This is a genomic window from Paracoccus sp. S3-43 (genome assembly GCF_029027965.1).
Taxonomy (GTDB): domain Bacteria; phylum Pseudomonadota; class Alphaproteobacteria; order Rhodobacterales; family Rhodobacteraceae; genus Paracoccus.
In genome coordinates this window covers 458,510-482,243 of record NZ_CP119082.1, presented here as the reverse complement: position 1 = coordinate 482,243, position 23,734 = coordinate 458,510, and the positions used below count along the sequence as shown (strand labels likewise).

The following is a 23,734-nucleotide window of genomic DNA, read 5'->3' as shown; positions in this document are numbered from 1 at the left end:
GATTTATGTATCGTGACGTGGCGAAGGCGATGGCCTTCGCCAGTTCGACGCTTCAGACAGTCGCTACCGCCTCGCGCACCAAGGCCCCGCGATGACCGATCACCTTGCGGCTCAGCGCATGGCCCGCCGCGATGGCTGCTGCGCAATCCGCACCCGTCAGCCAGGCCGCCAGATAGCCCGCGTTGAAGCTGTCGCCCGCCGCCGTGCTGTCCACGGGCGCCTCGGGCACAAGGTCCGTCACGGCCCCGCACCCGTCCCGCCCGCCGAAGCGGATCGGCCCGCCGCCGTTCTTCACCACCACCTGCCCTGCCCCAAGCGCCAGATAACGCGCGACCGTCGCCTGCGGGTCGGCGTCGCCGAAATGCGTGGCTTCGTCGTCGAAAGAGGGCAGGACCAGATCGGCCCCCGCCGCTGCGTCTGAAATTCCCTGCCGCATGGTCGCCGCATCCGCCCACAGACGGGGGCGCAGGTTCGGGTCGAAGACCACGCGCGTCCCTGCCGCCCGCGCCCGCGTCAGCGCCGCCCGAAGGTTGGCGCGCCCTTCCGACGGCAGGATCGCCACGGTGATGCCCGAGACATAGGCGACCGCCGCGCCCTCCAGCGCCGCGTCCAGCACCGCCGGATCGTCCGCCAGCCGCCTGGCCGCCGATGTGTCGCGCCAATAGGCGAAGCTGCGCTCGCCATCCTTCAGGCTGATCGCGTAAAGGCCGATCTCGCGGTCAGGGTCGCGTCCGATATGGGCCGTGCCGATCCCCTCGGCCGCCAAGAAATCCAGCATCCGCTGGGAAAAGGCCCCGGTGCCGACGCGCGTCAGGTAATCGACCTGGCTGTCCGCGCCCAACAGGCGGCGCAGATACCAGGCGGTGTTCAGCGTGTCGCCCGCGATCCCCAGCCGCCACAGGCCCGGCTGGTCCGCCTGGCCCAGTTCAACCATCGCCTCTCCGATCGACAGGATCCGCATCAGGCGGTCTGGTGCTGACGCGACAGGGCAAGTTCGACCCCGCGCAGCTCCGCCAACCCCTTCAGCCGCCCGATGGCCGGATAGCCCGGCTGGCCGCCGCGCCCGATATCGTCCAGGATGTCCTGGCCGTGGTCGGGGCGCATGGGGATGCGCCAGTCCTCGCGTCCGGCGGCGCGGCGGCGGGATTCCTCGGCCAGGATGGCGTCGATCAGGGCCACCATGTCGGTCTGGCCGGACAGATGTTCATCCTCGAAGAAGCTGGCGGGCACGGTGTCGCTGTCGCGGCGGACATTGCGCAGATGCAGGAAATGCACCCGGTCGCCCAGGCGGCGCATCATGCCGGGCAGGTCGTTGTCATGCCGCGCCCCCAGCGAGCCGGAACACAGCGTGATGCCGTTCGCGGGCAGGTCCACGGCGGCGATGCGTTCGGCGAAATCGGCCTCGGTCGACATGACGCGGGGCAGGCCCAGCAGCGGGAAGGGCGGGTCGTCCGGGTGGCAGCACAGCCGCATCCCCAGATCCTGCGCGACCGGGGCCACCTGTTCCAGGAAGTCGTGGAAATGGCGGCGCAGCACGGCGTCCGTCACCGGGGCATAGGTTTGCAGCAGATCGCGCACATCGCCCATGGTCAGATGCTCGGCCGCGCCGGGCAGGCCGAAGACCACGTTTCCGGCAAGCTGCTGACGCGCCCTGTCATCCATGTCGGCAAAGCGGCGGGCGGCGGCGGCGCGCAGATCCTCGGGGAAATCCTCGGCCGCGCCGGGGCGTTCCAGGATGTGGATGTCGAAGGCCGCGAAGTCGGTCAGGTCGAACCTCATGCAGCGCGCGCCGGTGGGACGGCGCCATTCCAGGTCGGTGCGCGTCCAGTCCAGCACCGGCATGAAGTTATAGCAGATCACCCGGATCCCCGCCGCGTGCAGGTTCCGCATGGATGCAGTCCAGTTCGCGACATGCCCCCGCCAGTCGCCGCTCTGGGTCTTGATCTGTTCGCTGACCGGCAGGCTCTCCACCACCTCCCATTCCAGGCCCGAGGGCGCGCCGTCGCGCATCGCGGCAAGCTGGGCCTGGCGCAGCGCGATCTGTTCGGGCGACCAGATCTCGCCCGTGGGAAGGTGATGCAGCGCCGTCACGACGCCCTGGACGCCCGCTTGCAGCATGTCGTCCACCGACACGCGGTCGTTCGGACCGAACCAACGCCAGGTGTGTCGCATCGCGGGCTCCTTATGCGGTGAAATAGTCGGGCTGGGCCGCCGCCATCTGCGGCACCTCGGTCAGCATCTGGCGCAGATGGGTGCGCATCGCGCCTTCCGCCGCATCCGCGTCGCCCTGGCGCAGGGCGTCCAGGATCGCCTGGTGCTGGCCGATGGTGAAGCTGCGGTCGAAGGCGCGCATCGACAGGTGCCGCAGCCGGTTCATCTGCGCCTTCAGCCGCTCCAGGTCCGCCCAGACGGCGTCCTGCCCGGCGGCAAGCGCCAGCATGTGGTGGAAGCGGTCGTCGGATTCGATGAAATCCTCGACCGATCCAGCGGCATCGGCATGGTGCTGGCGGGCGATCTCGTCCGCCATGCGGTCCAGGATTTCGGCGGGGCGGGCCTCGGCCACGATGCGGGCCAGGTCGGCCTCGACCGCCTCGCGGATGAAGCGGGCCGAGAGGACCGCCTGGACCGAGATCTTGCTGATATAGGTGCCGCGCTGCGGACGGACCTCGGCCAGGCCCTCGCTGGCCAGGCGGATGAAGGCTTCGCGCACCGGCTGGCGGCTGATGCCGATGGCGGCGGCGACCTCGGTTTCGCTGATGCGCATTCCGGGCGGCAGGTCGCCCTGCTGCACGCGCTTGCGCAGCCAGTCGTGGACCTGGGCCGAGGTGCTGAGCGCGATGGTGATGCGGGCGATGTCCATGATGCCTCCTGTGGCCTTATTATACCATACTTCCATACTAGTGAAGCGAAATGTCGGGCCGCGCCCTGCCGCACGTCCCTAGGGGTTCGCCGCCTCGTTGGGCATCGGGGGCGTGTCGGCCTGGCCCTCGGCGGCGGGGTCGCTTTCGATCAGGCGGTTCTGGTCCCATTCGCCGGACGCCACCTCTCCGCTGGCATAGCGCATCACGCCCTGTCCCTGCCGCTTGCCGGCCACAAAATTTCCTTCGTAGCGGTCGCCGCTGGCATAGGTGGCGACGCCGCTGCCGTCGATCTCTCCGGCCTTCCAGCCGCCCTCATAGACAAAGCCGTCCGGCGTGGTCAGCTTGCCCTGGCCTTCGCGCAAGCCGTTGACGAAGCTGCCGGTATAGACGGTGCCGTCGGCATAGGTTGCCTGGCCTTCTCCGTGGCGCTGACCCTCGGCCCAGGCGCCGGTATAGACGTAGCCGTCGGGATAGGTCATCCGGCCCTGCCCGTGGTTGCGGGCGTTCCTGAACCCGCCCTCATAGACCATGCCGTTGGCATAGGTGGCCTTGCCTTCGCCCTGGATCACGCCCGCGGCCCATTGCCCCTCATAGGTGGCGCCGTCGGGATAGGTGATCTTGCCGGTGCCGTCGGGGCGGTCGGCCTTCATCTGACCGCGATAGACCGACCCGTCGGGATAGGTGATCTGGCCCTGCCCCTCCATCCGGCCGTCGACCCATTGGCCGGTATAGACATAGCCGTCGGTCCCGGTGAAGGTCCCCTGGCCGTGGCGGCGATCGGACTTGAACTCGCCGTCATAGACATCGCCATTGGCATAGGTGGCAACCCCCCGGCCCTCGCGGCGGCCGTTCAGCATCTGGCCTTCGTAGCGGTCGCCCGATCCCTGGACCAGAACGCCCGTGCCCGACATCTGCCCCGCCGACCAGATGCCGTCATAGACAAGGCCGTCGGCCATGGTCAGCCTGCCCTTGCCCGCCCGTTGGCCCGCCAGCATCCCGCCTTCATAGACCGCGCCGTCGGGATAGGTGATCTTGCCCTGGCCTTCCTTGACCCCGGCGTTCCAGTCGCCGTCATAGCGATAGCCGTTCGGCTGGGTCAGCACGCCCTTGCCCTGGTGCAGCCCCTTGACGAAATCGCCCACATAGACCGACCCGTTGGCATAGCGCGCCTCGCCCTTGCCGGTGATCTCTCCGGCCACCCAGTCGCCCTTGTAGGTGCCGCCATCGGCATAGGTGATGGTGCCGCTGCCGTTGGGCTTGCCTTCTGCGAACTGGCCTTCATAGACGGACCCGTTCGGGAAGGTGGCGCGGCCCTGGCCCAGGATCTCGCCTTCCACCCAGTCGCCCTCATAGCGATAGCCGCCCGGCAGGGTATAGCTGCCCCGGCCATGCTGGCGGCCGTTGCGGAAGGTGCCCTCATAGACGCCGCCGTCGTCGTATTGCTTGGTCACGACCTGCGCGTCCGCCGCCACGGTCCCCGCCAACAGCGCCACAACAGCCGCCCAACTTGCCGCCTTCATCGCCACAATGCCCTTTGTCTTTTGCCCATGGTCTAGCGCAGCGGAACCGCATGCGCAAAGCCCGACTTTTCCTTCTGCGCGCCATCGCCTATCACGAACGGAAGAAGGACCAGGGGCTGCATGATGACGAACCGTTTCCGCCTGACCATCGGTCAGTTGAACGCCACCGTGGGCGACCTGGACGGCAATGCCGCCAAGGCGCGGGACGCGTGGCAGGCCGCGCGCGACGCGGGCGCCGACATGCTGGCCCTGCCCGAGATGTTCATCACCGGCTATCAGACGCAGGATCTGGTGCTGAAGCCCGCCTTCACCCGCCAGGCCGAGGACGCGATCCGCGCCCTGGGCGCGGCCTGCACCGGCGGCCCCGCCATCGGCATCGGCGGGCCATGGGCCGACCGCGACAAGCTGTATAACGCCTATTGGATCTTCAAGGACGGCGAGCTGGTGGCCCGTGTGCTGAAGCACCGCCTGCCCCACAAGCAGCTGTTCGACGAATTGCGGCTGTTCGACAGCGGCCCGATCAGCGGTCCCTATCCGGTGGCGGGCGCGCGCATCGGATCGCCCATCTGCGAGGACGGCTGGGCGCCCGACGTGGCCGAGACCCTGGCCGAAACCGGGGCCGAGATCCTGGTGGTGCCGAACGGTTCGCCCTATCACCGCAACAAGCTGGATCTGCGCATGGGCCACATGGTCGGGCGCGTCGTGGAAACCGGGCTGCCGCTGGTCTATGTCAACATGGTCGGCGGCCAGGACGACCAGCTTTACGACGGCGCCAGCTTCGTGCTGAACCCCGGAGGGCACAAGGTCGTGCAACTGCCGCCCTTTGTCGAAACGCTGGCCCATGTCGACTTCACCCTGACCGGCGACGGCTGGCGGGCCGAACCCGGCCTGATGGCGCCGCAGCCCGACGAATGGGAACAGGATTACCAGGCGATGATGCTGGGCCTGCGCGAATACCTGCGCAAATCGGGGTTCTCGAAGGTGGTGCTGGGCCTGTCGGGGGGCGTGGATTCCGCGCTTGTGGCGACCATCGCGGCGGACGCCATCGGGCCGCAGAACGTGCATTGCGTGATGCTGCCCAGCGAATACACGTCCCCGGCCAGCCTGGACGACGCCGCCGATTGCGCGGCCCGCCTTGGCGCGCGGCTGGACACGGTGCGCATCGACGGCGCGCGCGACGCGGTGGGCACCGCCCTGGCGCATCTGATGGAAGGCACGCAGCCCGACATCACCGAGGAAAACATCCAGTCCCGCCTGCGCGGGGTGATGCTGATGGCGATCTCCAACAAGTTCGGCGGGATGCTGCTGACCACCGGCAACAAGTCCGAGGTGGGCGTGGGCTATGCCACGATCTATGGCGACATGGCCGGCGGCTATAACCCGATCAAGGATCTGTACAAGACCCGCGTGTTCGAAACCTGCCGCTGGCGCAACGCCCATCATCGCGACTGGATGATGGGACCGGCGGGCGAGGTGATCCCGCCGCAGATCATCGGCAAGCCCCCCTCGGCCGAGCTGCGCCCCGATCAGCTGGACCAGGATTCGCTGCCCCCCTACGAGGTTCTGGACGCGATCCTGGACGGGCTGGTCGAACAGGATCTGTCGCTGGCCGATCTGGTCGGACGGGGCTTCGAGGCCGAAACCGTCCGAAAGGTGGAACGGCTGTTGTATGGCAGCGAATGGAAGCGTTATCAGGCCGCGCCCGGCCCGCGCATCTCGACCAAGGCGTTCTGGCTGGACCGCCGCTATCCGCTGGTGAACCGCTGGCGCGACAAGCTGTAAGGGCTGTCCGACCAGTTCGCGGCCTGCCATGTCGATGAAGGCTTCCTGATTGCGCCCGACATTGTGGACGAAGATCCTGTCCGCGCCCAGATCGGCCCGGATCGCCAGGTCGCGCAGGGTCCGGGGGGTCGTATTGTTCGTGCGAGGCGTGGTATCCGATGCGCGTCATGGGCCGCCCTTGTCATCCCTGCCCTGCGGGAATCCCGGCTCAAGGCCGAAAGTTTCCTTTGGGAACAATCCCCCAGCCTTGCGGCTTGCGCTGTGTGATCAGCCAGCGGGGTGCGGACATGGCCGAGGCGGACGAATGGTGGAAGAACGCCGTCATCTATGGCGTCGACGTGGAACGCTTCTGCGACAGCGACGGCGACGGGGTGGGCGATTTCGCCGGGCTGACCGGCAGGCTGGACCACCTGGCCAGGCTGGGGGTGACCTGCGTCTGGCTGCTGCCGTTCTTTCCGTCCACGAACCGCGACAACGGCTATGACATCACGGACTATCTGCAAGTCGATCCGCGTTACGGCACTTTCGACGATTTCCTGGACTTCGTGGTCCAGGCCGGCGCCCGAGGGATCCGCGTCATCCTGGACTTGGTGGCGCAGCATACCTCGGACCGCCATCCCTGGTTCCTGTCGGCCCGCCACGACGCCAGGTCGCCCTTTCGGGACTATTATGTCTGGACCGACCACCCGCCCCGGCCCACCGCCGGACGCGGGCCGATGTTTCCGGGGCAGGAGGACGCCATCTGGACCCATGACCCGGTGGCGCAGCAATATTACTATCACCGCTTCTATCGCTTTCAGCCCAGCCTGAACCACGAGAACCCGGCCGTCTGGACCGAACTGGAACGGATCATCGACTTCTGGATGAGCTTCGGCATCGCCGGTTTCCGCCTCGACGCCGCCGCGCATATGATCGAAAAGCCGCTGGATCCGCAGGGCGGCAAGGACCGCGAACACCGCGTGCTGCGCGACATCTTCCGCCATGTCACCGCCTGCAACCCCGACGCCCTCATCATGTCCGAGGTGGACGAGGACGAATCGGTGCTGCCCGAATTCTTCGACGGCCGGCAGATGAACGCGATGCTGAACTTTTCGCTGAACAACCACCTGCTGCACGCCCTGGCCGTGGGCCGCGCCCGGCCGCTGCTGGACGGGCTGGCCCGCCTGCCGCCGCCGCCCCAGAACGGCGTCTGGGCCAATTTCCTGCGCAACCTGGACGAGGCCGACCTGGAACGGCTGGATCCCGGCGGCTATGACGACACCGTCGCCGCCCTTGGCCCCGACGAAGACATGCGCATCTTCGGGCGCGGGCTGCGCCGCAGGCTGGCGCCGATGCTGGGCGGCGACGGCCCCCGGCTGCGGATGGCGTTCAGCCTGCTGTTCGCGATGCCCGGCGCGCCGCTGATCTGTTATGGCGATGAGATCGGCATGGGCGAGGATCTGTCCCAGCCCGGCCGCAACGCCCTGCGCAGCCCCATGCAATGGACCAGGGGCCGCAACGGCGGCTTTTCCTCTGCCGCCAAGTCGCGGCTGACGCAGCCCGTCGTGACCGGCGCCTTCGGCCCGGACCGGGTGAATGCCGAAGACCAGTGGCAGGATGACGGATCGCTGCTGAACCATGTCGCGCGGCTGGCCGCGATCCGGCTGGAACACCCCTCGATCGGGTGGCGCGAATGCCGCCCCCTCGGCGATACGCCGGACGGCGTGGTCGCGCTGCGCTATGGCGCCGCCGACCATGACTTGGTGATCCTGCACAACCTGTCCGACAAGCCCGCGCGGCTGGATCTGGATCTGGGCGCGACCTGCCGGGGCCAAGCCGCCGCCCTTCTGGGCGAGGCCCTGGACAGCCAGGACGGCCGCCTGAGGATCACCCTGCCCGGATATGATTTCCGCTGGTCGAAATGGCCGCATCAACATCCCATGACCATCCGCGCCCGCGCCGTCTGAACCCATGCCGCCGACCAGCCCCTTGGCCCGCTGGCGATCACCCGCCGCGTTCCCGGCCCTGCAGGACAACTGCACCGGGCGGCAGCCGCCTGACGACGGCGAAGGCCGGGGGCCAGCCCCCGGACACCCAGGATATTTGAGGTCCAAAGCAGGAGCCGCCCGATGAGCCGTCTTCTTCGCAGGCCCTTCGGCACCCAGGGCGAGGTGCATCGGACCACCGGGGCCGAAAAGGGCATGGCGCTTCGTCGCCGCGCCACAGGTGGAGAGCGTCATCGAAAGGGACGCCGCGAAGGCCGCAGGCGCCGGTTGACGAGGCTTCCGGCGCGTCAGGACGTCGCCTGATCCATCAGCCGGCGCGCCCACATCCCCGACGCCCAGGCGGCGGGGATCCCCAGCGGGATCGCGGCAAGGACCGACGCCTCGGGCGACAGCGCGGGCAGGCCGACGGCCTGGCCCAGCAGCCCCAGCATGAACAGGTTGATCGCCACCGCCCCCGCCGCGAAGACATAGAGCAGCAGCGCAAGTTTCCAGACCGGCCAGCGATCGTCCATGGTCGTTTCCCTTTCGTCGCCCCGTGCCCATCCTGCACGGTTTTAATGCGGCTTCTTTGACTTTGGACAAGGACCGCCCCGCCCCAAGCGACGATGGTGCAGCCATCGCAACACTATCGGGAGATCCTCGCCATGCGCGAAGTCCTGACAAAGAGCATGGCCCGGAATATCTTTTACGGCGGGTCGCTGTTCTTTATCCTCATCTTCATCGGCCTGTTCATTCACGGCCACTGGTATATCGTCAACGTCTCGACCGACAAGGAAACGCTGACCGAAAGCGTGGTCCACGGCAAGCATGTCTGGGAATCCAAGGCCTGCGTGAACTGCCATTCGATCCTGGGCGAAGGCGCCTATTTCGCGCCCGAGGTCGGCAATGTCATGGTCCGCTGGGGCGTTCAGGACGATCCCGAAGCCGCCTTCGAGACGCTGAAGGCCTGGATGGAAGCGCAGCCGTCCGGCATCGAGGGCCGCCGCCAGATGCCGCAGTTCAACCTGGAAGACGAGGACATCCGCGGCCTGTCCGACTTCCTGCTGTGGACCAGCAAGATCAAGACGCAGAACTGGCCGCCGAACGACGCCGGTTGAGCGGGAGAGAAATCATGAAATATCAGTCACAACGAATCGCGCTGGCCTATATCTATGTCGCGCTGACCCTGTTCGCCGTCCAGGTGACGATGGGCCTCATCATCGGCTATATCTATGTCAATCCGAACTTCCTGTCGGAAATCATGCCCTTCAGCATCGGCCGGATGCTGCACACCAACGCGTTGATCGTCTGGCTGCTGACCGGCTTCTTCGGCGCCGCCTATTTCCTGATCCCCGAGGAAGCCGAGCGGGAGATCCATTCGGTCAAGGCCGCCTATATCCAGTTGGCGATCCTGGTGATCGGCACGGTGGGCGTGGTGTTCACCTATTTCTTCGACCTGTTCTCGAACCACTTCCTGCTGGGCCGCCAGGGCCGCGAGTTCCTGGAACAGCCGATGTGGGTCAAGGCGGGCATCGTCGTCGCCGCGCTGATCTTCCTGTGGAACGTCACCATGACGGTGCTGAAGGGCCGCAAGACGGTCATCAGCTCGATCCTGCTGATCGGGCTGTGGGGCCTGGCGCTGCTGTTCCTGTTCTCGTTCTACAACCCCGACAACCTGGGGCTGGACAAGCAATACTGGTGGAACGTCGTCCACCTGTGGGTCGAGGGCGTCTGGGAACTGATCATGGCGTCGATCCTGGGCTTCCTGATGCTGAAGCTGACCGGCGTCGACCGCGAGGTCGTTGAAAAATGGCTGTATGTCATCGTCGCGACCGCGCTGTTTTCCGGCATCCTCGGGACCGGGCACCATTATTACTGGATCGGGCTGCCCGCTTACTGGCAGTGGATCGGCTCGATCTTCTCGTCCTTCGAGGTGGTGCCGTTCTTCGCCATGATGGCCTTCGCCTTCGTGATGGTCTGGAAGGGGCGGCGCGACCATCCGAACAAGGCCGCCCTGCTGTGGAGCCTGGGCTGTTCGGTGCTGGCCTTCTTCGGCGCGGGCGTCTGGGGGTTCCTGCACACGCTGCACGGGGTGAACTATTACACCCACGGCACGCAGGTCACCGCCGCCCACGGGCACCTGGCCTTCTATGGCGCCTATGTCTGCCTCAACCTGGCGCTGTTCACCTATGCCCTGCCGATCCTGCGCAGGCGCGATCCCTATAACCAGGTGCTGAACATGGCGGCCTTCTGGCTGATGTCGGGCGGGATGCTGTTCATGACCTTCGTGCTGACCTTCGCGGGCACGCTGCAAACCCATCTGCAACGTGTCCTGGGACAATACTACATGGAGGTTCAGGACCAGATCGTCCTGTTCTACTGGATGCGCCTGGGCGCCGGGGCCGCGGTGGTCGTCGGAGCCTATCTGCTGATCTATTCGCTGCTGATGCCGCGCCGCGAAATGGTCCGCCCCGGCCCGGTCGAACGCGACCGCCTGGCCCACAACCCCGACAACATCCCGGCGGAGTGAAGCAATGGACGGAACATTCACCCTGAAGGGGGCCGACGCCCCCTTCTACCTGCCCCAGGGCGACGAATGCGACATCTTCGCCGCCGCCCATGCCAAAGACCTGCCCCTGCTGCTGAAAGGCCCGACCGGCTGCGGCAAGACCCGCTTCGTCGCGCATATGGCGGCGCGGCTGGGGCGGCGGCTGTATACGGTCGCCTGCCACGACGACCTGTCGGCGGCGGATCTGATCGGGCGCTATCTGCTGAAGGGCGGCGAGACCGTCTGGGTCGACGGCCCGCTGACCCGCGCCGTGCGCGAAGGCGCGATCTGCTATCTGGACGAGGTGGTCGAGGCCAGGAAGGACGTGGCCGTGGTCCTGCACCCGCTGACCGACGACCGCCGCATCCTGCCCATCGACCGCACGGGCGAGGAACTCCACGCCGCGCCGGGCTTCATGCTGGTCGCCAGCTATAACCCCGGCTATCAGAACATCATGAAGACGCTGAAACCCTCCACCCGGCAACGCTTCCTGTCGGTCGAATTCACCTTTCCGCGTCCCGAACACGAAATTCCCGTGGTGGCGCGCGAAAGCGGGCTGGACCAGGATCGCGTGTCGCTGCTGGTGCGGCTGGCGGGCAAGCTGCGCGGGCTGAAGGGCCAGGATCTGGAGGAAGGCGTCTCCACCCGCCTGGTGGTCTATGCGGCGACCCTGATCGCGGGCGGCATGGACATGGACCGCGCCATCCGCGCCGCCCTGATCGAGCCGCTGACCGACGATGCCGACATCCGCAAGGGCTTGCAGGATCTGGTCGTCGCGGTGCTGGGTTAAGACGATGGCCCATCTGGACATCGCCCCCTGGGAACCCGAGGAAACGGTCGGCAAGCTGTGGCACCTGCTGGCCTCGCGCCTGGATCCGCCGCAGCATTTCCCCGACGCCGCCGTGCGCTTCGACGAGATGCGCGGCCGGATCGCCGTGCTGTTCCGGGGTCTGGGGGGCGATGCCGATGTCGAATTGAAGCCCGTGGCGCTGCAATCCAGCCGCCACCGCATGTCCTGGCGCCGCAAGCTGGCCTTCGACGCCGAACATGTCGCCCGCGCCAGCTTCGACGGAGAGGCGTTGCGCCTGCCCGTCGAACTGGGCGTCTTTCCCGACCGGGCCGAGAACGAAGCGCTTTATCTGTGGCTGGCCGCTGCCTCCGCCCATGCGCCCGCCTTTGCCGCCGAACCCGACCCGCTGCGCGCCGATCTGGCCGCGATCGCCTCGGGCGTCGCCATGACCCGCGCCACGCTTGAGGCCGCGCCGGGCCTGCGCAGGACGTGGCAGCGGCTGTGCGCCGCCCATCTGGCGCTGCGCCAGCGTCCCGCCCTGCGCGGGACCGAGGCCGCCGTCGAGGGGCTGGTGCGTCACCTGCTGGGCGATCCGACGCCGCCGGAATCCGGCCTGCTGCGCGATTACGCCCATCCGCCCGCCCATTGGGCCGCGCCGCGCGGCTATCGCCCCGTCCTGCCGGTGCCGATGTGGCCCGACCTGCGCGGCCTGGGCCGTGGCGTCCCCGACGAGGTCGCGACCGCCCCCACCGACGGCACCCCCGAGGAATCGGGCGACGGCACCGCCCGCAAGACCCGGCGGCTCAAGGCCGACCAGGCCGAGCGCAAGGACAGCATCATCCTGTATAAATTCGAGGCGATGCTGACCTGGGCCGAGATGCTGAACATCAACCGCCGGGTCGAGGACGACGACCTGGACAACGCCAAGAAGGCCGCGAACGACCACGAGGAAATCGTGCTGGGCCAGATCAGCAAGGCCCCGGCGACCAAGCTGAAGCTGCATCTGGACCTCGCGCCCGAGGACGTGGACCGCGAACGCATCGCCGGCCGCTTCACCTATCCCGAATGGGACGCGCGCGGCGGCGTCTGGATGCCGGATCATTGCCGCGTGCTGGCCGCGCCAGTCGAACCCGCGCCCGATTACGCGGGCGTGACCGACCCCGCCGCCCGCCGCCGGATCGAGGCGGTAAAGCGCCAGTTCCAGGCGCTGCGCCCGGCCAGGCTGATCCGCCACGCCCAGCCCGACGGCGATGATCTGGATCTGGACGCCGCGCTGCGCTCTGTCACCGACCTGCGCGCCACCGGCCGGGGCAGCGACCGCATCTGGCAACAGGCCCGGCCCGAAAACCGCGACCTCGCGGTGTCGATCCTGCTGGACGTATCGCGGTCGACGGAAAGCGCCGTCACCGGCCGCCCGGTCATCGACATCGCGCGCGAGGCTCTGACCGCGCTGGCCTGGGGGCTGGACGCCTGCGGCGACCGATTCGCGGTCCAGGGGTTCTCGTCGCTGAAACGCGACCGGGTGTGGATCCACGACTGCAAGTCCTTCGCCGAACCCATGGGCCGAACCGTCGAGGCGCGCATCCACGCCCTGCGCCCCGGCTTCTATACCCGGCTGGGCACGGCAATCCGCCACGCCTCGGCCGGGCTGGCCGCCGAAGGCCGGTCGCGGCGGCTGATGATCGTCATCACCGACGGCAAGCCCAACGATCTGGACCATTACGAGGGCCGCCACGGCATCGAGGACAGCGCCATGGCCGTGCGCGAGGCGCGCCGGGCCGGGCACGCGGTCTTCGGCATCACCATCGACAAGGGCGCGCAAAGCTGGTTCCCCCGCATCTTCGGACAGGGCGGATTCTCGGTGATCCGCGATCCCGACCGGCTGACGACCGCGCTGCCGGACATCTATCGCCAGTTGGTGATGTGATGGACATCGACGATCTGCCCGGCGAGCTGATCATGTGGATCCTGATCGGGTCGGAACTGCTGGTCTTCGCGGCGGGCATCACGGCGATGATGGCGATGCAGCTGACCGATCCGTCCGGTTTCGCCGCCGCGCGGGGGATGCTGGACGGGCGGATGGCGGCGCTGAACACGGTGGTGCTGGTCACCTCGGGCCTGTTCGCGGCCCGCGCCGAACGGGCGGCCGCCGCGGGCAACAGGCGCGCGGCGCGGCTGGCGCTGCTGCCCGCCGCACTGGGCGGGGTGGTGTTCCTGGCGATCAAGGCGCTGGAATATTCGCGCGACCTGACGGCCGGGGCGGGGATGGACAGCCATCCCTTCTTCACCTTCTATTTCCTGCTGACCGGCTTTCACGCCGCCCATGTGATCGCCGGCATCGCCGTGCTGGGCCTGGTCGCGATCCGCGCCCGGCCGGACGCCGTGCAGGCGGGGGCGATGTTCTGGCACATGGTCGATCTGGTCTGGGTGATGATCCTGCCGCCGATCTATCTGATGGGCCACGCATCATGAGCGCGCCGACCCGGACCTGGCTGATCCTGATCGGGCTGACGGCGGCGACCCTGGCCCTGGCGCCGCTGCCGGGACCGGCGGCGATGGCCGGGCTGCTGGCGGTCGCCTGGTTCAAGGCTCGCGCGATCCTGGGCGGGTTCCTGCACCTGCGCGACGCGCCGGGCTGGCTGGCGGCGCTGACGGTGCCGCTGGCCCTGTGGATGGCGGTGATCTGGGGACTGGCCGCGCTGGCCTTCACATGACCCGGCTGATCGCCCCGAAGGCATCGGCAAGCGCCAGATCCTGCAACCGCGAGACCGAGGATATCGCCGCGCTCGACTGGTTCACGCGCACGCCCAGTTCGCGCAGCCGGGCGAAGGCGCGCGACAGGCTTTCGGGTTTCATGCCCAGCCGCCCGGCGATCAGCGCCTTGTCATAGGGCAGCACCACGGTCGCGCTTTCCGCGCCCTCGGGGCACAGTTCCAGCAGGAATTCCGCCACCCGCTGCGCCCCGGACCGGGCCTTCAGCTGCTCGATCTGTTCGACCAGGCCCTGCAGGTGCATGAAGGTCGCCGACAGGATGGAAATCGCCGCCTCGGGATGGGTCTTGAGCAGGGTCAGGAAGACCTGCGCGGGAACCGCGATCAGGTCGCAGGCGGTCACGGCCTCGGCCGACACGGGATAGGCCGCCTGGCGCAGCGCGATCGGTTCGCCGAAGCTCTGGCCGCGGGTCATCACGCCCACCACCGCCTCGGCGCCGTTGGGGGCGATCCGATACAGCTTCATCCAGCCCTCGGCGACGACATGGATGGCGGCGGCGCTGTCGCCATGCTGGAACAGCACCTGCCCACGCCGCAGATGCACGCCATGGGCCGCATCCAGCAGCCTCTCGCGCAGGTCGGCGGGCAGGGTCGAGAACAGCCGCGACTGGCAGGCGATCTGGCGGTGGGCAGCAGACAGTTTCATGCTCATGGGCGGGGCCTTTCCGAAAAAGAACGAGGCGGGGCAGCCCTGGGCGGCCCCGCCGGATGATGGGGTCACTGGACCTGGGCGATTTCCGCGTCCATGCGCTCGCGCGCCTTCTTCGACATCTTCGCGGTCCTGGCGGCGTCCAGATTCGCGGGCGCGTCGCCCACCTGGATCAGCCCCACCATGCCCATCGCGAAATGCGGCGTGCACTTGACACCGTAAAGGCCGGGTTCCGTCACGGTCAGCGAATATTCCTCGTTGATCTTGCTTTTGAACGGCTCGACGCCCGCGGGCAGGATCTCCTTGATCGCCTCGACATTGTGGCTCTTGTCGGTGGGGACGAAGTGGATCACGTCGCCGGGCTCGGCCTTCACGAAGGCAGGCTCGAACACCATCATCCCGGCCTCGCCCTTGTTGAGCATGTGGACCTCGTGCTCGGCGGCGAAGGCTGTGCCGGACAGGGCCAGGGCGAGGACCAGGGCGGGGGTCGGGACGGCAAGGAAGAGGGCGCGTTTCATCAGTCTTTCTCCTGAAGTCGCGGACCAGGAACGGTCCGTTGATCAGGGATCTAGGCCTCCGCACCCCGCCGCACTTTGCGAAAACGCAAACAGGGGACCGTTTAATCCTCGGGGTCGGCGATGCGGGCCAGGCCCTCGGTATCGACCACGGTCAGCTTCTGCCGCCCGCCCTCGACCAGGCCCTGGCTTTCCCACGAGGACAAGAGCCGCGAGACGGTGTGCAGCGTGGTGCCGGTCATTTCCGCGATGTCCTGGCGGGTGATGGGAAAGTCGATGCGGGTGCCCGCCGGCTCGATCCGGCCGGCCTTTTCGGCCAGGCGCAGGACGGCATGGGCCACGCGGCGCTCGACCTCCTGGGTGGACATCTCGCGCAGCCGGGTATGGGCTTCGTCCAGGCGCTGGCCGATGGTCTGCATGGCGTTGATCGCCAGGCGAGGGTTGTTTTCCACCACTGCGTCCCAGTCGGCCATCGGCCAGCCCACCACGATGGATTCGACGGCGGCGCGCGCGGTGCCGGGATAGTCGGGCCGGGCCAGCGCGCGGGCAAAGCCGAACAGGTCGCCCGGATGGACCACGCGGACCATCACCTGCTGGCCGTCGGGCGTCACCTGCGTCACCTTCAGCCGCCCGTGCAGCAGCAGATAGAACGCGACCGCCTCGGCCCCCTGTTCGAAGACCAGCCCCCCCTGCGCCACCCGGCGCGGCGTGGCGCGCGCCATCAGGCGCGCCAGGGCCGCCGGTTCCATTTGCCGGAACAGGGGCAGGTTGCGCACCTGGGATACGTCGATTGCCACGTCTTGCGCCTTCACCTTGGGTTCCTTTGTTAGTGCCGCAAAACGAAGGGGGACGCAAAGCCTTCGATGGATCGGGGACGCTCGGTCAGCCCGCGATCTCTCGGACCAGGCGGAAACCCAGGTTGGCGGGGGGCACCCCCACCGAGCAGCCGCCGGAATTGGGATCGCGCACGAAATCGGCGACGGCGGCGCGGTGCAGCCCTTCGACGATATAGATGCCGCAGATGTCGTCCTGGCGCAGGATCGCGCCCGAGGCGTCCTGATCAACCCGGCGCAGGCAGGTCGAGGTCCATTCCCAGACCGCCCCGCCGATATCGCGGACGCCCTTCGAATTGACGTTCAGGCTGCCCACCGGGCGGATTTCGCGGTCCAGCTCGCGGCTGCGGGCCGCGTCGGCGGCATATTCCGCCAGCCAGCGGACCGCCGGGTTGTCGGGATCGCTGCTCAGGCCCAGGGCGTCGTCGCGAAACATCTCGGTCGCCGCATAGGCCCATTCGACATCGGCGGGCAGGCGCCAGACCTGCCCGGTCTGCGCCGACAGCCAATCGGCATAGGCCACCGCGTCCAGCCAGCTGACCCCCGTCACCGGCAGGTCGGGGCGGTCGACAGGACCGCCCGGCGCAAGGCAGGCGCCCGCCGCCACGCAATCCTGCCATTGGCCGGTGCTGACGGCGGTTTCCATGATCTCGACCGGGGCGGGGATCCGGCTCACCTGCACGGGCGCATCGGTGGACCGGCCCGCCTGGCGCCAGTCGCCGTCCAGGCGGTGTTCGAAGGGCTGCGGGTCCAACCGCACCATCCGGGGCAGGTCGGGACGGGCCGGGTCGGGGGCGGCGCGATGGTCCAGCGGCCACAGCGACAGGCCAAGCGCGCCGGCGACGGCCCCGGCCAGCAGAACAACGGTGGCGTGCATGTCCTTCGCTCCGGGCTTTTGGGAAAAAGGGGATGGGGCCGTCCCCGCGCGGGGATGCGCGGGGACGGCGGGAATCACGGCCGGATCAGACGGCGGCCGGGGCCAGAACCTGCGTCATCAGGTCGTCGTTCCAGTCGCCCTTGACGACGACATGGGCGGCGGCGCCAAGCTCGAAAGCCTCGATCAGGTTGTGGTTCACATAGGCATAGACGCCGGGCTGTTCGAAGGTATAGATCATCAGCCCCGCCGTGCCGCCCGGAATGAACCAGGTTTCCAGGCCCTCCTCGGGCGGGTTGTTGAACTTGCCGGTCGCCCAGACATAGTTGCCGTGCCCGCCGATCAGGTGGGGCCGGGTGTCGCGGTTGGCCTGGCTGTGGACGAAGGCCACCGTCTCGCCGACATTGGCGGTCATCGCGTTGTCGCCGGTCAGCGCCCCCACCGCCCCGTTGAAGACCACATGCGTGGGCGTCAGGGTCTTCATGACCGCCACGACATCCTCGTAGCTTTCGCCGGGGCTGTCATAGGTCTTCCAGTTGCCCGCCTCGTCGCGCGGGACATAGAAGTCCTGTTCGCCGACGTAATAGACCTTGTCATAGCTGACCAGCTTGCCGTTGCGGTCCTTCAGCCCGTCGCGCGGCAGCACCATCACCGCGCCGTTCATCCCCGACACGACGTGCCAGGCCACCATGCCCGGAGGGGCGCAGTGATACACGAAGACGCCGGGTTTCGTGGCCTTCCAGCGCAGCACGCAGCGTTCGCCGGGGTTCACCTGGGTCAGCGCCCCGCCGCCGAGCGCCCCGGTCGAGCTGTGGAAGTCGATGTTGTGCATCAGCTCGTTGGTGTCGGGGTTGATCAGGGTCAGTTCGACATAATCGCCCTCGTGGACCACCATCAGCGGTCCCGGCACGGTGCCGTTGAAGGTCGAGGCCCAGTATTCCGCGCCGCTGTCGTCCAGCTTGATCTTCTTCTCGATGATGGTCATCTCGAATTCGACGACCTTCGGGCCGCCGGTCGCGACCTGTTCATGGGCGTGGACGAAGGGCGGATCGACCAGATCCACCTTGACGCGCGGCAGGCTGTTCACGTCGGTGGCGGCAGCCGGGGTCAGCACCTTGGCGGCCTCGGCGGTTTCGGCGGCGGCGATGCGGACCTGGCTCAGCGCGCCCGCGATGGCTGCGCCTGCAAGGATCGTGCGACGACTGACGGACAGGGTGGTCATGGCTGGTTCCTTCATACTCGGTGACAGGATCGGACCCGGTTCATTCCGGTTGAGGGAACAATGCCACGCCGCGTCGCGGCAAACGTTGTCCTGGATCAACCAAGTGCGGGCCTTTCGCCCCGATGCTTGCGGCAACGCAAAGAGCGGGCGTTTTTCCGGCCTATCGGTCAGGGTGACGATTACGAAAGGAACGCGCCATGTCTGATGCGAAACGTCCCCGAATCCCCCGCGGCCTGCGCGCCGACGGCGCCGCGCTGTGGTCCTATGGCTTCCGGCCGTTCTTCCTGGGCGGCGCGCTGTGGGCGGTGGCCGCCATGGCGCTGTGGATCGCCGCGCTGATCCACGGCCTGCCGCTGGGCGGCGATTACGGCCCGGCGCTGTGGCACGCGCACGAGATGGTCTTCGGCTTCGCCCCGGCGGTGCTGGCGGGGTTCCTGCTGACCGCGATCCCCAACTGGACCGGCAGCCTGCCGGTGTCGGGCCGCGCGCTGATCGGGCTGTTTTCGGTCTGGGCGGCGGGCCGGGCGGCGATGGCGGCCGCCGCGCTGACCGGCCCCTGGGCGGCGGCCGCGATCGACGCCGCCTTCCTGCCCCTGCTGCTGGCCATGGCGGCACGGGAAATCGTCGCCGGGCGCAAGTGGAACGACCTCAAGGTGCTGGGCGGGGTGACGGCGGTCATGGCGGGAAACCTGGGCTTTCACGGCGCGGTGCTGCTGGGCGGCGATCCGGGCCTTTGGCTGCGGGCGGCGGTGGCGGGCTATGTGATGCTGGTGCTGATCATCGGCGGGCGCATCATCCCCAGCTTTACCCGCAACTGGCTGAACCGGCAGGGGGCGGCGGCGATGCCGGTTCCCTATAACCGCTTCGACATGGGGGTGATCGCGGCATCCGCCCTGGCGCTTGCCGCCTGGACCCTGGCGCCCGGATCGCGCGCCACCGCCCTGGCCGGCGCCGGGGCGGCGCTGCTGAACGCCGCCCGGATGGCCCGCTGGCGCGGCTGGGCCACCACGGCAGAGCCGCTGCTGTGGGTGCTGCACCTGGCCTATGGCTTCGTGCCGCTGGGGTTCCTGGCCGTCGCGGGTTCGGTCGCGGGCGTCGTTCAGCCGGTCTCGGCGCTGCATGTGCTGACGGTGGGCGTGATCGGGGCGATGATGCTGGCGGTGATGACGCGGGCCACGCGAGGCCATACCGGGCGGGCGCTGACGGCATCGCGACTGACCACGCTGTCCTATCTGTTCCTGTTCGCGGCGGCCCTGGCGCGGCCGCTGGCGGATCTGGCCGGATCGGCCGGGCTGATGGAGGCAGCGGGGATCCTGTGGATCCTGGCCTTCGGACTGTTCGTGGCGGAACATGCGCCGATGCTGGCGCGGCAACGTCGCCAGCCGGGCGGGATGCAGGCGGCCTAGGTGTTCAGTCCCGGCATCTGGTGGATCGGGTTTAGGATGAATCTGTCTGGCTCTGATGTCCAGATCTTGCAGATGTATTCGTAGGGCGTGAGGCCGCCGAGGGTCTTGAGCCTACGCGCGAAGTTGTAGGCTGCCATGAAGTCGGCGAGATGCGTGCGGAGCTCGTCGTGGCTGGTGTAGTGAAAGCGTTTGACGGTGGCGTCCTTGATCGTGCGGTTCATCCGCTCGACCTGACCGTTGGTCCACGGGTGGTTGGGCTTCGTCAGGCGGTGCTCAATGCCGTTGGCCTCGCAGATCATGTCAAAGCGCATAGGTCTGGAATAGATGGTGTTCCGGTTCCGAGGCTGCTCGGCGAACTGAATACCGTTGTCGGTGAGGATGGTATGGACCTGATAGGGCACGGCTTCGAGCATGTGCTGCAGGAACTCCCAAGCTGTCTTCCTGTCCGCCTTGTCGACGAGCTGGGTCACGGCAAACTTGCTCGTGCGGTCAATGCCGACGAACAGGTAAAGCTTGCCTTCAGCAGTCTGCACCTCGGCGATGTCGATATGAAAGAAGCCGATAGGGTAGCGCTTGAACTTCGACCGTTTCGGCTTGTCGCCTTCCACGTCGGGCAGTCGAGAGATGCCGTGGCGCTGAAGGCACCGATGCAGCGCTGAGCGTGTCAGGTGTGGAATTGATGGCTGCAGGGCATAGAGGCAGTCGTCCAGCGGCAAAAGCGTGTGCAGCCTGAACGCGACGATGGCCGCCTCCTCGGCTTCTGTCAAAACCGTGGAGCGTGGCTCCTTCGGCCCTGTCTTGAGATCATCGACCGTCGCTCGCTTGCGCCACTTCGCCACTGTCTTGGGGTTAATGCCGAGCTCCCGGCTCAGCGTCGCGAGCGAAGCTTGCGATCGTTGTATTGCAGCTCTGACGGCGTGCGTGGTCGTGGCGCTCCCGTGACGAACCTGGCCCATAATGCTTCCCTCCATCCCTGAGAAAGGATCGCACCATCAAACCGTGGGATCAAACACCTAGGCCGGGCCTTCGAGGCCGGGCGGTCGGGGATGGACAGGTCACGCCGTGGCGAAGACACGCGCCTTCTCCAGTGAAAGGCGCCGACCAATCACAGCGTCTCCATCCGGTCCGGCGTCCAGGCCGGTTCCCAGACCAGCCGCACATCGACCGAGGTCGCGCCCTCCACCGATTGCAGCGCCGTTTCCACCCCCAGGCGCAGGAAATCCGCCAGCGGGCAGCCGCGCGTGGTGGTCGTCATCTGCACCCCGACATGACCGCCCTCGGTCTGGATGCCATAGATCATGCCCATGGCCAGCAGATCGCGGCCGGTTTCCGGGTCCAGCACGGTCCGCAGCCTGTCGCGGACCCGATCCTGCAAGTCGGCCATGGCCGTTCCCCGTTCAGTTCCCGCGCCGCACCAGCAGCCGATAGGTCGCCCCGTCGGCCGCGAAATTGCCCGCCCATTCGTGATGGCGCATCGCCAGTTCGGGGAACAGGAACATCGGCTCGCGGTCCAGCGTGGCGAACAGCACCTCGCCCGGCGCCATGCGGTCGATGGTTTCCAGGATGCGGACCATCGGCTCGGGCGGCATCAGCCCCGACAGTTCCAGCGTGCGGACCGGATCGGGCCACAGCGCGGCGCCGGGCGCGGATCCGGGGGCCAGCCCGTCCTCGACCGTCTCGCCGGCGACGGGGGTGAATTCCACCTGCCAGCCGCCATCGGGCAATTGCCGGTCGCTGGCCGAGAAGCCGCGATTGGCCATCACGTTGAACAGGGGCACGGGGCGGAACGGCGCGATCAGCAGCAGCGGCTGACCCGGCTGCAAACCGTCCACGGCCTGCATGATCTGGGCAAAGGGATCCTGCCCCCGCGCAAGCGAGGGGCGGACATCAAGCCGATGCGGGGCGGGGGCTGTCATGGTCGAAACTCCGGTCGGAAGGGGGAAGGATCATCGGCGGCAGCGTGGCGGGACGCAGGCGGCCGGGCAGGTGGCGCAGGCGGCGGATGGCGATCAGTTCCTGCCCATGGATCAGCGCCGCCAGCAAAAGCGCAAGGGCCGAGAGGTCGAAGGCCGCCTGGCTTTGCGCGGCCAGCGCAAGGGTGCCGCCCAGCGTGCCCGCGACCCACAGCGCCAGAGACCGCCCGGCCATCCGCGCATCGGTCAGGTCGTGGACCATCGGCACGGGCGCGCGTCCGATCCGGGGGGCGAAGACCTGGATCCAGGTCAGGAAGCTGGTGATCTTGACCATCTGCGCCAGCGTCAGCGTGGACAGCCACCCGACCAGGGCGGCAAAGGCCGCAGCCTCGGCCCAGGGACCGCCCAGAATCAGCGCGGGGATCGCCAGAGCCGCGGCAAGGGCCAGGAAGCCGAGGGCGGCGCGGCTCCACAGCATGTTGACCTCGGGGCGGGGGGCGCGGCGGCTGCGCCAGATGCGGCGGATTTCGGCCAGATACAGGGCGCTCGTCAGGGCGCAGGCGACAGCGCAGCCCCAGGCCAGGGGCCAGGGGTCGCCGCCCGCCAGCAGGGCGCCAAGCGCGGCCAGCAGCAGCGCCAGCGCGGCCCCGGCCCCGATCAGCGCCGCGCGGCGCAGGCGGCTGCCCCCGTCCGGGGCGATCAGGAACATCGGAAACAGCCGATAGCTGACGCCCATCGCCGCCAGGGTCAGCCAGAAGCCCCCGCCCAGCAGGATATGCAGCGCCAGCCCGTCGGGCAGCAGCGCGGCGGCCCAGCCCGCGCCCCCGAAGGCCCAGGCCATGCCCGCCCCGGTTGCCCACAGGATCGGCAGCGCCAGCAGCGCCGTCAGCACCGTGGCCCCGTCCTGGCTGCGCCAGGCCCGCGCGGCGACCAGCGTCCCGCCCAGCATCGCCAAGGCCAGCGCGAAGCCCAGCCCCAGCAGCACCGGCCCCGCCGCCAGCAGGATGCCCGTGGGCCAGCCCTCCAGCGCCAGGAACCCCGCCGCCAGCATCAGCGTCCCCAGGCCGCACAGGATCAGCGCGGGCAGCGCCAGCCGGGGCAGGATCAGCCTGCGCGCGGTCAGCACCGGCACGAACTGGATCAGCGATCCCAGCATCATCAGGCTCAGCCATCCAAGGGCGAACAGATGCACGGCGGCCAGGGCCCCTGCCCCCGACCAGCGGCCGGGCCCGGCAAGGCCCAGGCAAGCCAGCACCAGGGCCGCCAGCAGAAACGCCAGCGCCGAGGCGAACCACGCCAATGTCCATCTGGAAAGCGCCTTGCCCAGCATGTCCGATCCCCAAAGCCTTGACGCACAGAATTCCCCGGCCGGGCCGGGGCGTCGTTGTTCGAACGCAAAGAAAGGCACCGTTTCGCGGCCCGTCGCCCCCCATCACGCGCAGTTGGCCAATTCGTGTGGGAACCCCGTCCCGTCCCGGCTGTTGACTGGACAGCCGGGCCTGCCGGACCGAACAGACGCAGACATGAAGGAACATTGCCGATGACCAAGCTGCTTGCTTCCACCGCCCTTGTCGCCATGCTCGCCTCGCCCATGATGGCGCAGACGGCGACCGACGCCACCACCGCCCCCGCCACGGACGCCACCACGACCGCAGCCCCCGCCGACGCCGCTGCGACCACCCCGCCTGCCGCGGAGGGGACGACAACCGCGGCCGCGGATGATGGCTTCGGCTATACCGCCATGGCGGGCGATATGTCGGCCGAGACCTTTATCGGCAAGCGCCTCTACAGCTCGGAAACCGAGGTGGACGTGGGCGCGACCTATACCGAGGTCGACCAGAACTGGAACGACATCGGCGAGATCAGCGACCTGGTGCTGAGCGAGGACGGTCAGGTCAAGGCCGTGCTGGTCGATATCGGCGGCTTCCTGGGGCTGGGCGAACGGACCGTGGCGGTGGCCATGGACGACCTGCGCACCATCCGCGACGGCGATTCCGAGAACGAATATTTCATCGTCTTCACCGCCAACCGCGCGGCCCTGGAAAGCGCCCCGGAATTCGCCTGGGCCGACGAATAATCGGCGGCA

The 23,734-nt window shown here is 68.1% G+C and carries 24 protein-coding genes; 10 read left to right on the top strand and 14 right to left on the bottom strand.

Annotated elements, in window-relative coordinates:
• Positions 1-52 precede the first annotated feature (52 nt).
• The 4 genes from PXD02_RS02385 to PXD02_RS02370 all read right to left on the bottom strand — a co-directional run bounded on the left by PXD02_RS02385 (position 53) and on the right by PXD02_RS02370 (position 4,381).
• A complete protein-coding gene (locus PXD02_RS02385; protein WP_275105363.1) occupies positions 53-961 on the bottom strand; it encodes a sugar kinase in 909 nt (302 codons plus the stop codon).
• Complete coding sequence (gene uxuA / locus PXD02_RS02380; protein WP_275105362.1) at positions 961-2,172, bottom strand: mannonate dehydratase; 1,212 nt, start codon at positions 2,170-2,172, stop codon at positions 961-963. The genes PXD02_RS02385 and uxuA overlap by 1 nt, the downstream gene beginning before the upstream one ends.
• Before the next feature lie 10 nt (positions 2,173-2,182).
• Positions 2,183-2,860 carry a GntR family transcriptional regulator gene (locus PXD02_RS02375; protein WP_275105361.1) on the bottom strand — a complete coding sequence of 226 codons (678 nt, stop codon included), beginning with the start codon at positions 2,858-2,860 and terminating at the stop codon, positions 2,183-2,185.
• A 78-nt stretch (positions 2,861-2,938) separates the two neighbouring features.
• The gene (locus PXD02_RS02370; protein ID WP_275105360.1) at positions 2,939-4,381 is read right to left on the bottom strand and encodes an MORN repeat-containing protein; all 1,443 of its coding nucleotides are present in this window, start codon (positions 4,379-4,381) and stop codon (positions 2,939-2,941) included.
• Positions 4,382-4,504: 123 nt separating this feature from the next.
• On the opposite strand from PXD02_RS02370, the gene PXD02_RS02365 reads away from it, so the two are divergent.
• Together PXD02_RS02365 and PXD02_RS02360 are read left to right on the top strand one after the other, a co-directional pair.
• Positions 4,505-6,163, top strand: a complete 1,659-nt coding sequence (locus PXD02_RS02365) for an NAD+ synthase (protein WP_275106340.1) — start codon at positions 4,505-4,507, stop codon at positions 6,161-6,163.
• A gap of 287 nt (positions 6,164-6,450) precedes the next feature.
• Entirely contained in the window at positions 6,451-8,109 is a 1,659-nt protein-coding gene (locus tag PXD02_RS02360; RefSeq protein ID WP_275105359.1) for an alpha-amylase family protein, read from the top strand.
• Positions 8,110-8,435: 326 nt separating this feature from the next.
• On the opposite strand, the gene PXD02_RS02355 is transcribed toward PXD02_RS02360, so the two are convergent.
• A complete protein-coding gene (locus PXD02_RS02355; protein WP_275105358.1) occupies positions 8,436-8,660 on the bottom strand; it encodes a hypothetical protein in 225 nt (74 codons plus the stop codon).
• Between the two features lie 132 nt (positions 8,661-8,792).
• On the opposite strand from PXD02_RS02355, the gene PXD02_RS02350 reads away from it, so the two are divergent.
• Genes PXD02_RS02350 through PXD02_RS02325 form a run of 6 tightly spaced genes read left to right on the top strand, consistent with a single transcriptional unit; the run spans position 8,793 to position 14,179 of the window.
• A complete protein-coding gene (locus PXD02_RS02350; RefSeq protein WP_275105357.1) occupies positions 8,793-9,245 on the top strand; it encodes a c-type cytochrome in 453 nt (150 codons plus the stop codon).
• Positions 9,246-9,259: 14 nt separating this feature from the next.
• Positions 9,260-10,657, top strand: a complete 1,398-nt coding sequence (locus PXD02_RS02345; protein ID WP_275105356.1) for a cbb3-type cytochrome c oxidase subunit I — start codon at positions 9,260-9,262, stop codon at positions 10,655-10,657.
• 4 nt (positions 10,658-10,661) lie between these two features.
• Positions 10,662-11,465, top strand: coding sequence for a CbbQ/NirQ/NorQ/GpvN family protein (locus PXD02_RS02340; RefSeq protein WP_275105355.1), 804 nt, complete (start codon positions 10,662-10,664; stop codon positions 11,463-11,465).
• Positions 11,466-11,469: 4 nt separating this feature from the next.
• Positions 11,470-13,392, top strand: a complete 1,923-nt coding sequence (locus tag PXD02_RS02335; RefSeq protein WP_275105354.1) for a nitric oxide reductase activation protein NorD — start codon at positions 11,470-11,472, stop codon at positions 13,390-13,392.
• Entirely contained in the window at positions 13,392-13,937 is a 546-nt protein-coding gene (locus PXD02_RS02330; protein ID WP_275105353.1) for a cytochrome c oxidase subunit 3, read from the top strand. Before PXD02_RS02335 ends, PXD02_RS02330 begins: the two co-directional genes overlap by 1 nt.
• A complete protein-coding gene (locus PXD02_RS02325) occupies positions 13,934-14,179 on the top strand; it encodes a cytochrome C oxidase subunit IV family protein (RefSeq protein WP_275105352.1) in 246 nt (81 codons plus the stop codon). Before PXD02_RS02330 ends, PXD02_RS02325 begins: the two co-directional genes overlap by 4 nt.
• Here PXD02_RS02325 and PXD02_RS02320 read toward each other — a convergent pair.
• The 5 genes from PXD02_RS02320 to nirK form a co-directional block, all read right to left on the bottom strand.
• Entirely contained in the window at positions 14,172-14,888 is a 717-nt protein-coding gene (locus PXD02_RS02320) for a Crp/Fnr family transcriptional regulator (protein ID WP_275105351.1), read from the bottom strand. The two genes, PXD02_RS02325 and PXD02_RS02320, sit on opposite strands and share 8 nt — an antisense overlap.
• Before the next feature lie 65 nt (positions 14,889-14,953).
• Entirely contained in the window at positions 14,954-15,403 is a 450-nt protein-coding gene (locus PXD02_RS02315; protein ID WP_275105350.1) for a pseudoazurin, read from the bottom strand.
• A gap of 101 nt (positions 15,404-15,504) precedes the next feature.
• Entirely contained in the window at positions 15,505-16,197 is a 693-nt protein-coding gene (locus PXD02_RS02310; RefSeq protein WP_275105349.1) for a Crp/Fnr family transcriptional regulator, read from the bottom strand.
• 85 nt (positions 16,198-16,282) lie between these two features.
• The gene (locus PXD02_RS02305) at positions 16,283-17,110 is read right to left on the bottom strand and encodes an SUMF1/EgtB/PvdO family nonheme iron enzyme (RefSeq protein ID WP_275105348.1); all 828 of its coding nucleotides are present in this window, start codon (positions 17,108-17,110) and stop codon (positions 16,283-16,285) included.
• Between the two features lie 85 nt (positions 17,111-17,195).
• Positions 17,196-18,329, bottom strand: coding sequence for a copper-containing nitrite reductase (gene nirK, locus PXD02_RS02300; RefSeq protein WP_275105347.1), 1,134 nt, complete (start codon positions 18,327-18,329; stop codon positions 17,196-17,198).
• A gap of 197 nt (positions 18,330-18,526) precedes the next feature.
• Between nirK and PXD02_RS02295 the strand changes: the two genes are divergently transcribed.
• Entirely contained in the window at positions 18,527-19,735 is a 1,209-nt protein-coding gene (locus PXD02_RS02295; RefSeq protein ID WP_275105346.1) for an NnrS family protein, read from the top strand.
• On the opposite strand, the gene PXD02_RS02290 is transcribed toward PXD02_RS02295, so the two are convergent.
• The 4 genes from PXD02_RS02290 to PXD02_RS02275 all read right to left on the bottom strand — a co-directional run bounded on the left by PXD02_RS02290 (position 19,732) and on the right by PXD02_RS02275 (position 22,978).
• Positions 19,732-20,691, bottom strand: coding sequence for an IS481 family transposase (locus PXD02_RS02290; RefSeq protein ID WP_275103905.1), 960 nt, complete (start codon positions 20,689-20,691; stop codon positions 19,732-19,734). The two genes, PXD02_RS02295 and PXD02_RS02290, sit on opposite strands and share 4 nt — an antisense overlap.
• A gap of 149 nt (positions 20,692-20,840) precedes the next feature.
• Positions 20,841-21,119, bottom strand: coding sequence for a metal-sulfur cluster assembly factor (locus PXD02_RS02285; protein ID WP_275105345.1), 279 nt, complete (start codon positions 21,117-21,119; stop codon positions 20,841-20,843).
• A 13-nt stretch (positions 21,120-21,132) separates the two neighbouring features.
• Positions 21,133-21,651, bottom strand: a complete 519-nt coding sequence (locus PXD02_RS02280) for a DUF2249 domain-containing protein (RefSeq protein WP_275105344.1) — start codon at positions 21,649-21,651, stop codon at positions 21,133-21,135.
• On the bottom strand, positions 21,623-22,978 hold the full coding sequence (locus PXD02_RS02275; protein ID WP_275105343.1) for a hypothetical protein: 1,356 nt from the start codon (positions 22,976-22,978) through the stop codon (positions 21,623-21,625). Before PXD02_RS02275 ends, PXD02_RS02280 begins: the two co-directional genes overlap by 29 nt.
• Positions 22,979-23,188: 210 nt before the next feature.
• On the opposite strand from PXD02_RS02275, the gene PXD02_RS02270 reads away from it, so the two are divergent.
• Positions 23,189-23,725 (top strand): PRC-barrel domain-containing protein, encoded by a 537-nt coding sequence (locus PXD02_RS02270; protein ID WP_275105342.1) that lies wholly within the window; start codon positions 23,189-23,191, stop codon positions 23,723-23,725.
• The last annotated feature ends 9 nt before the right edge of the window (positions 23,726-23,734 follow it).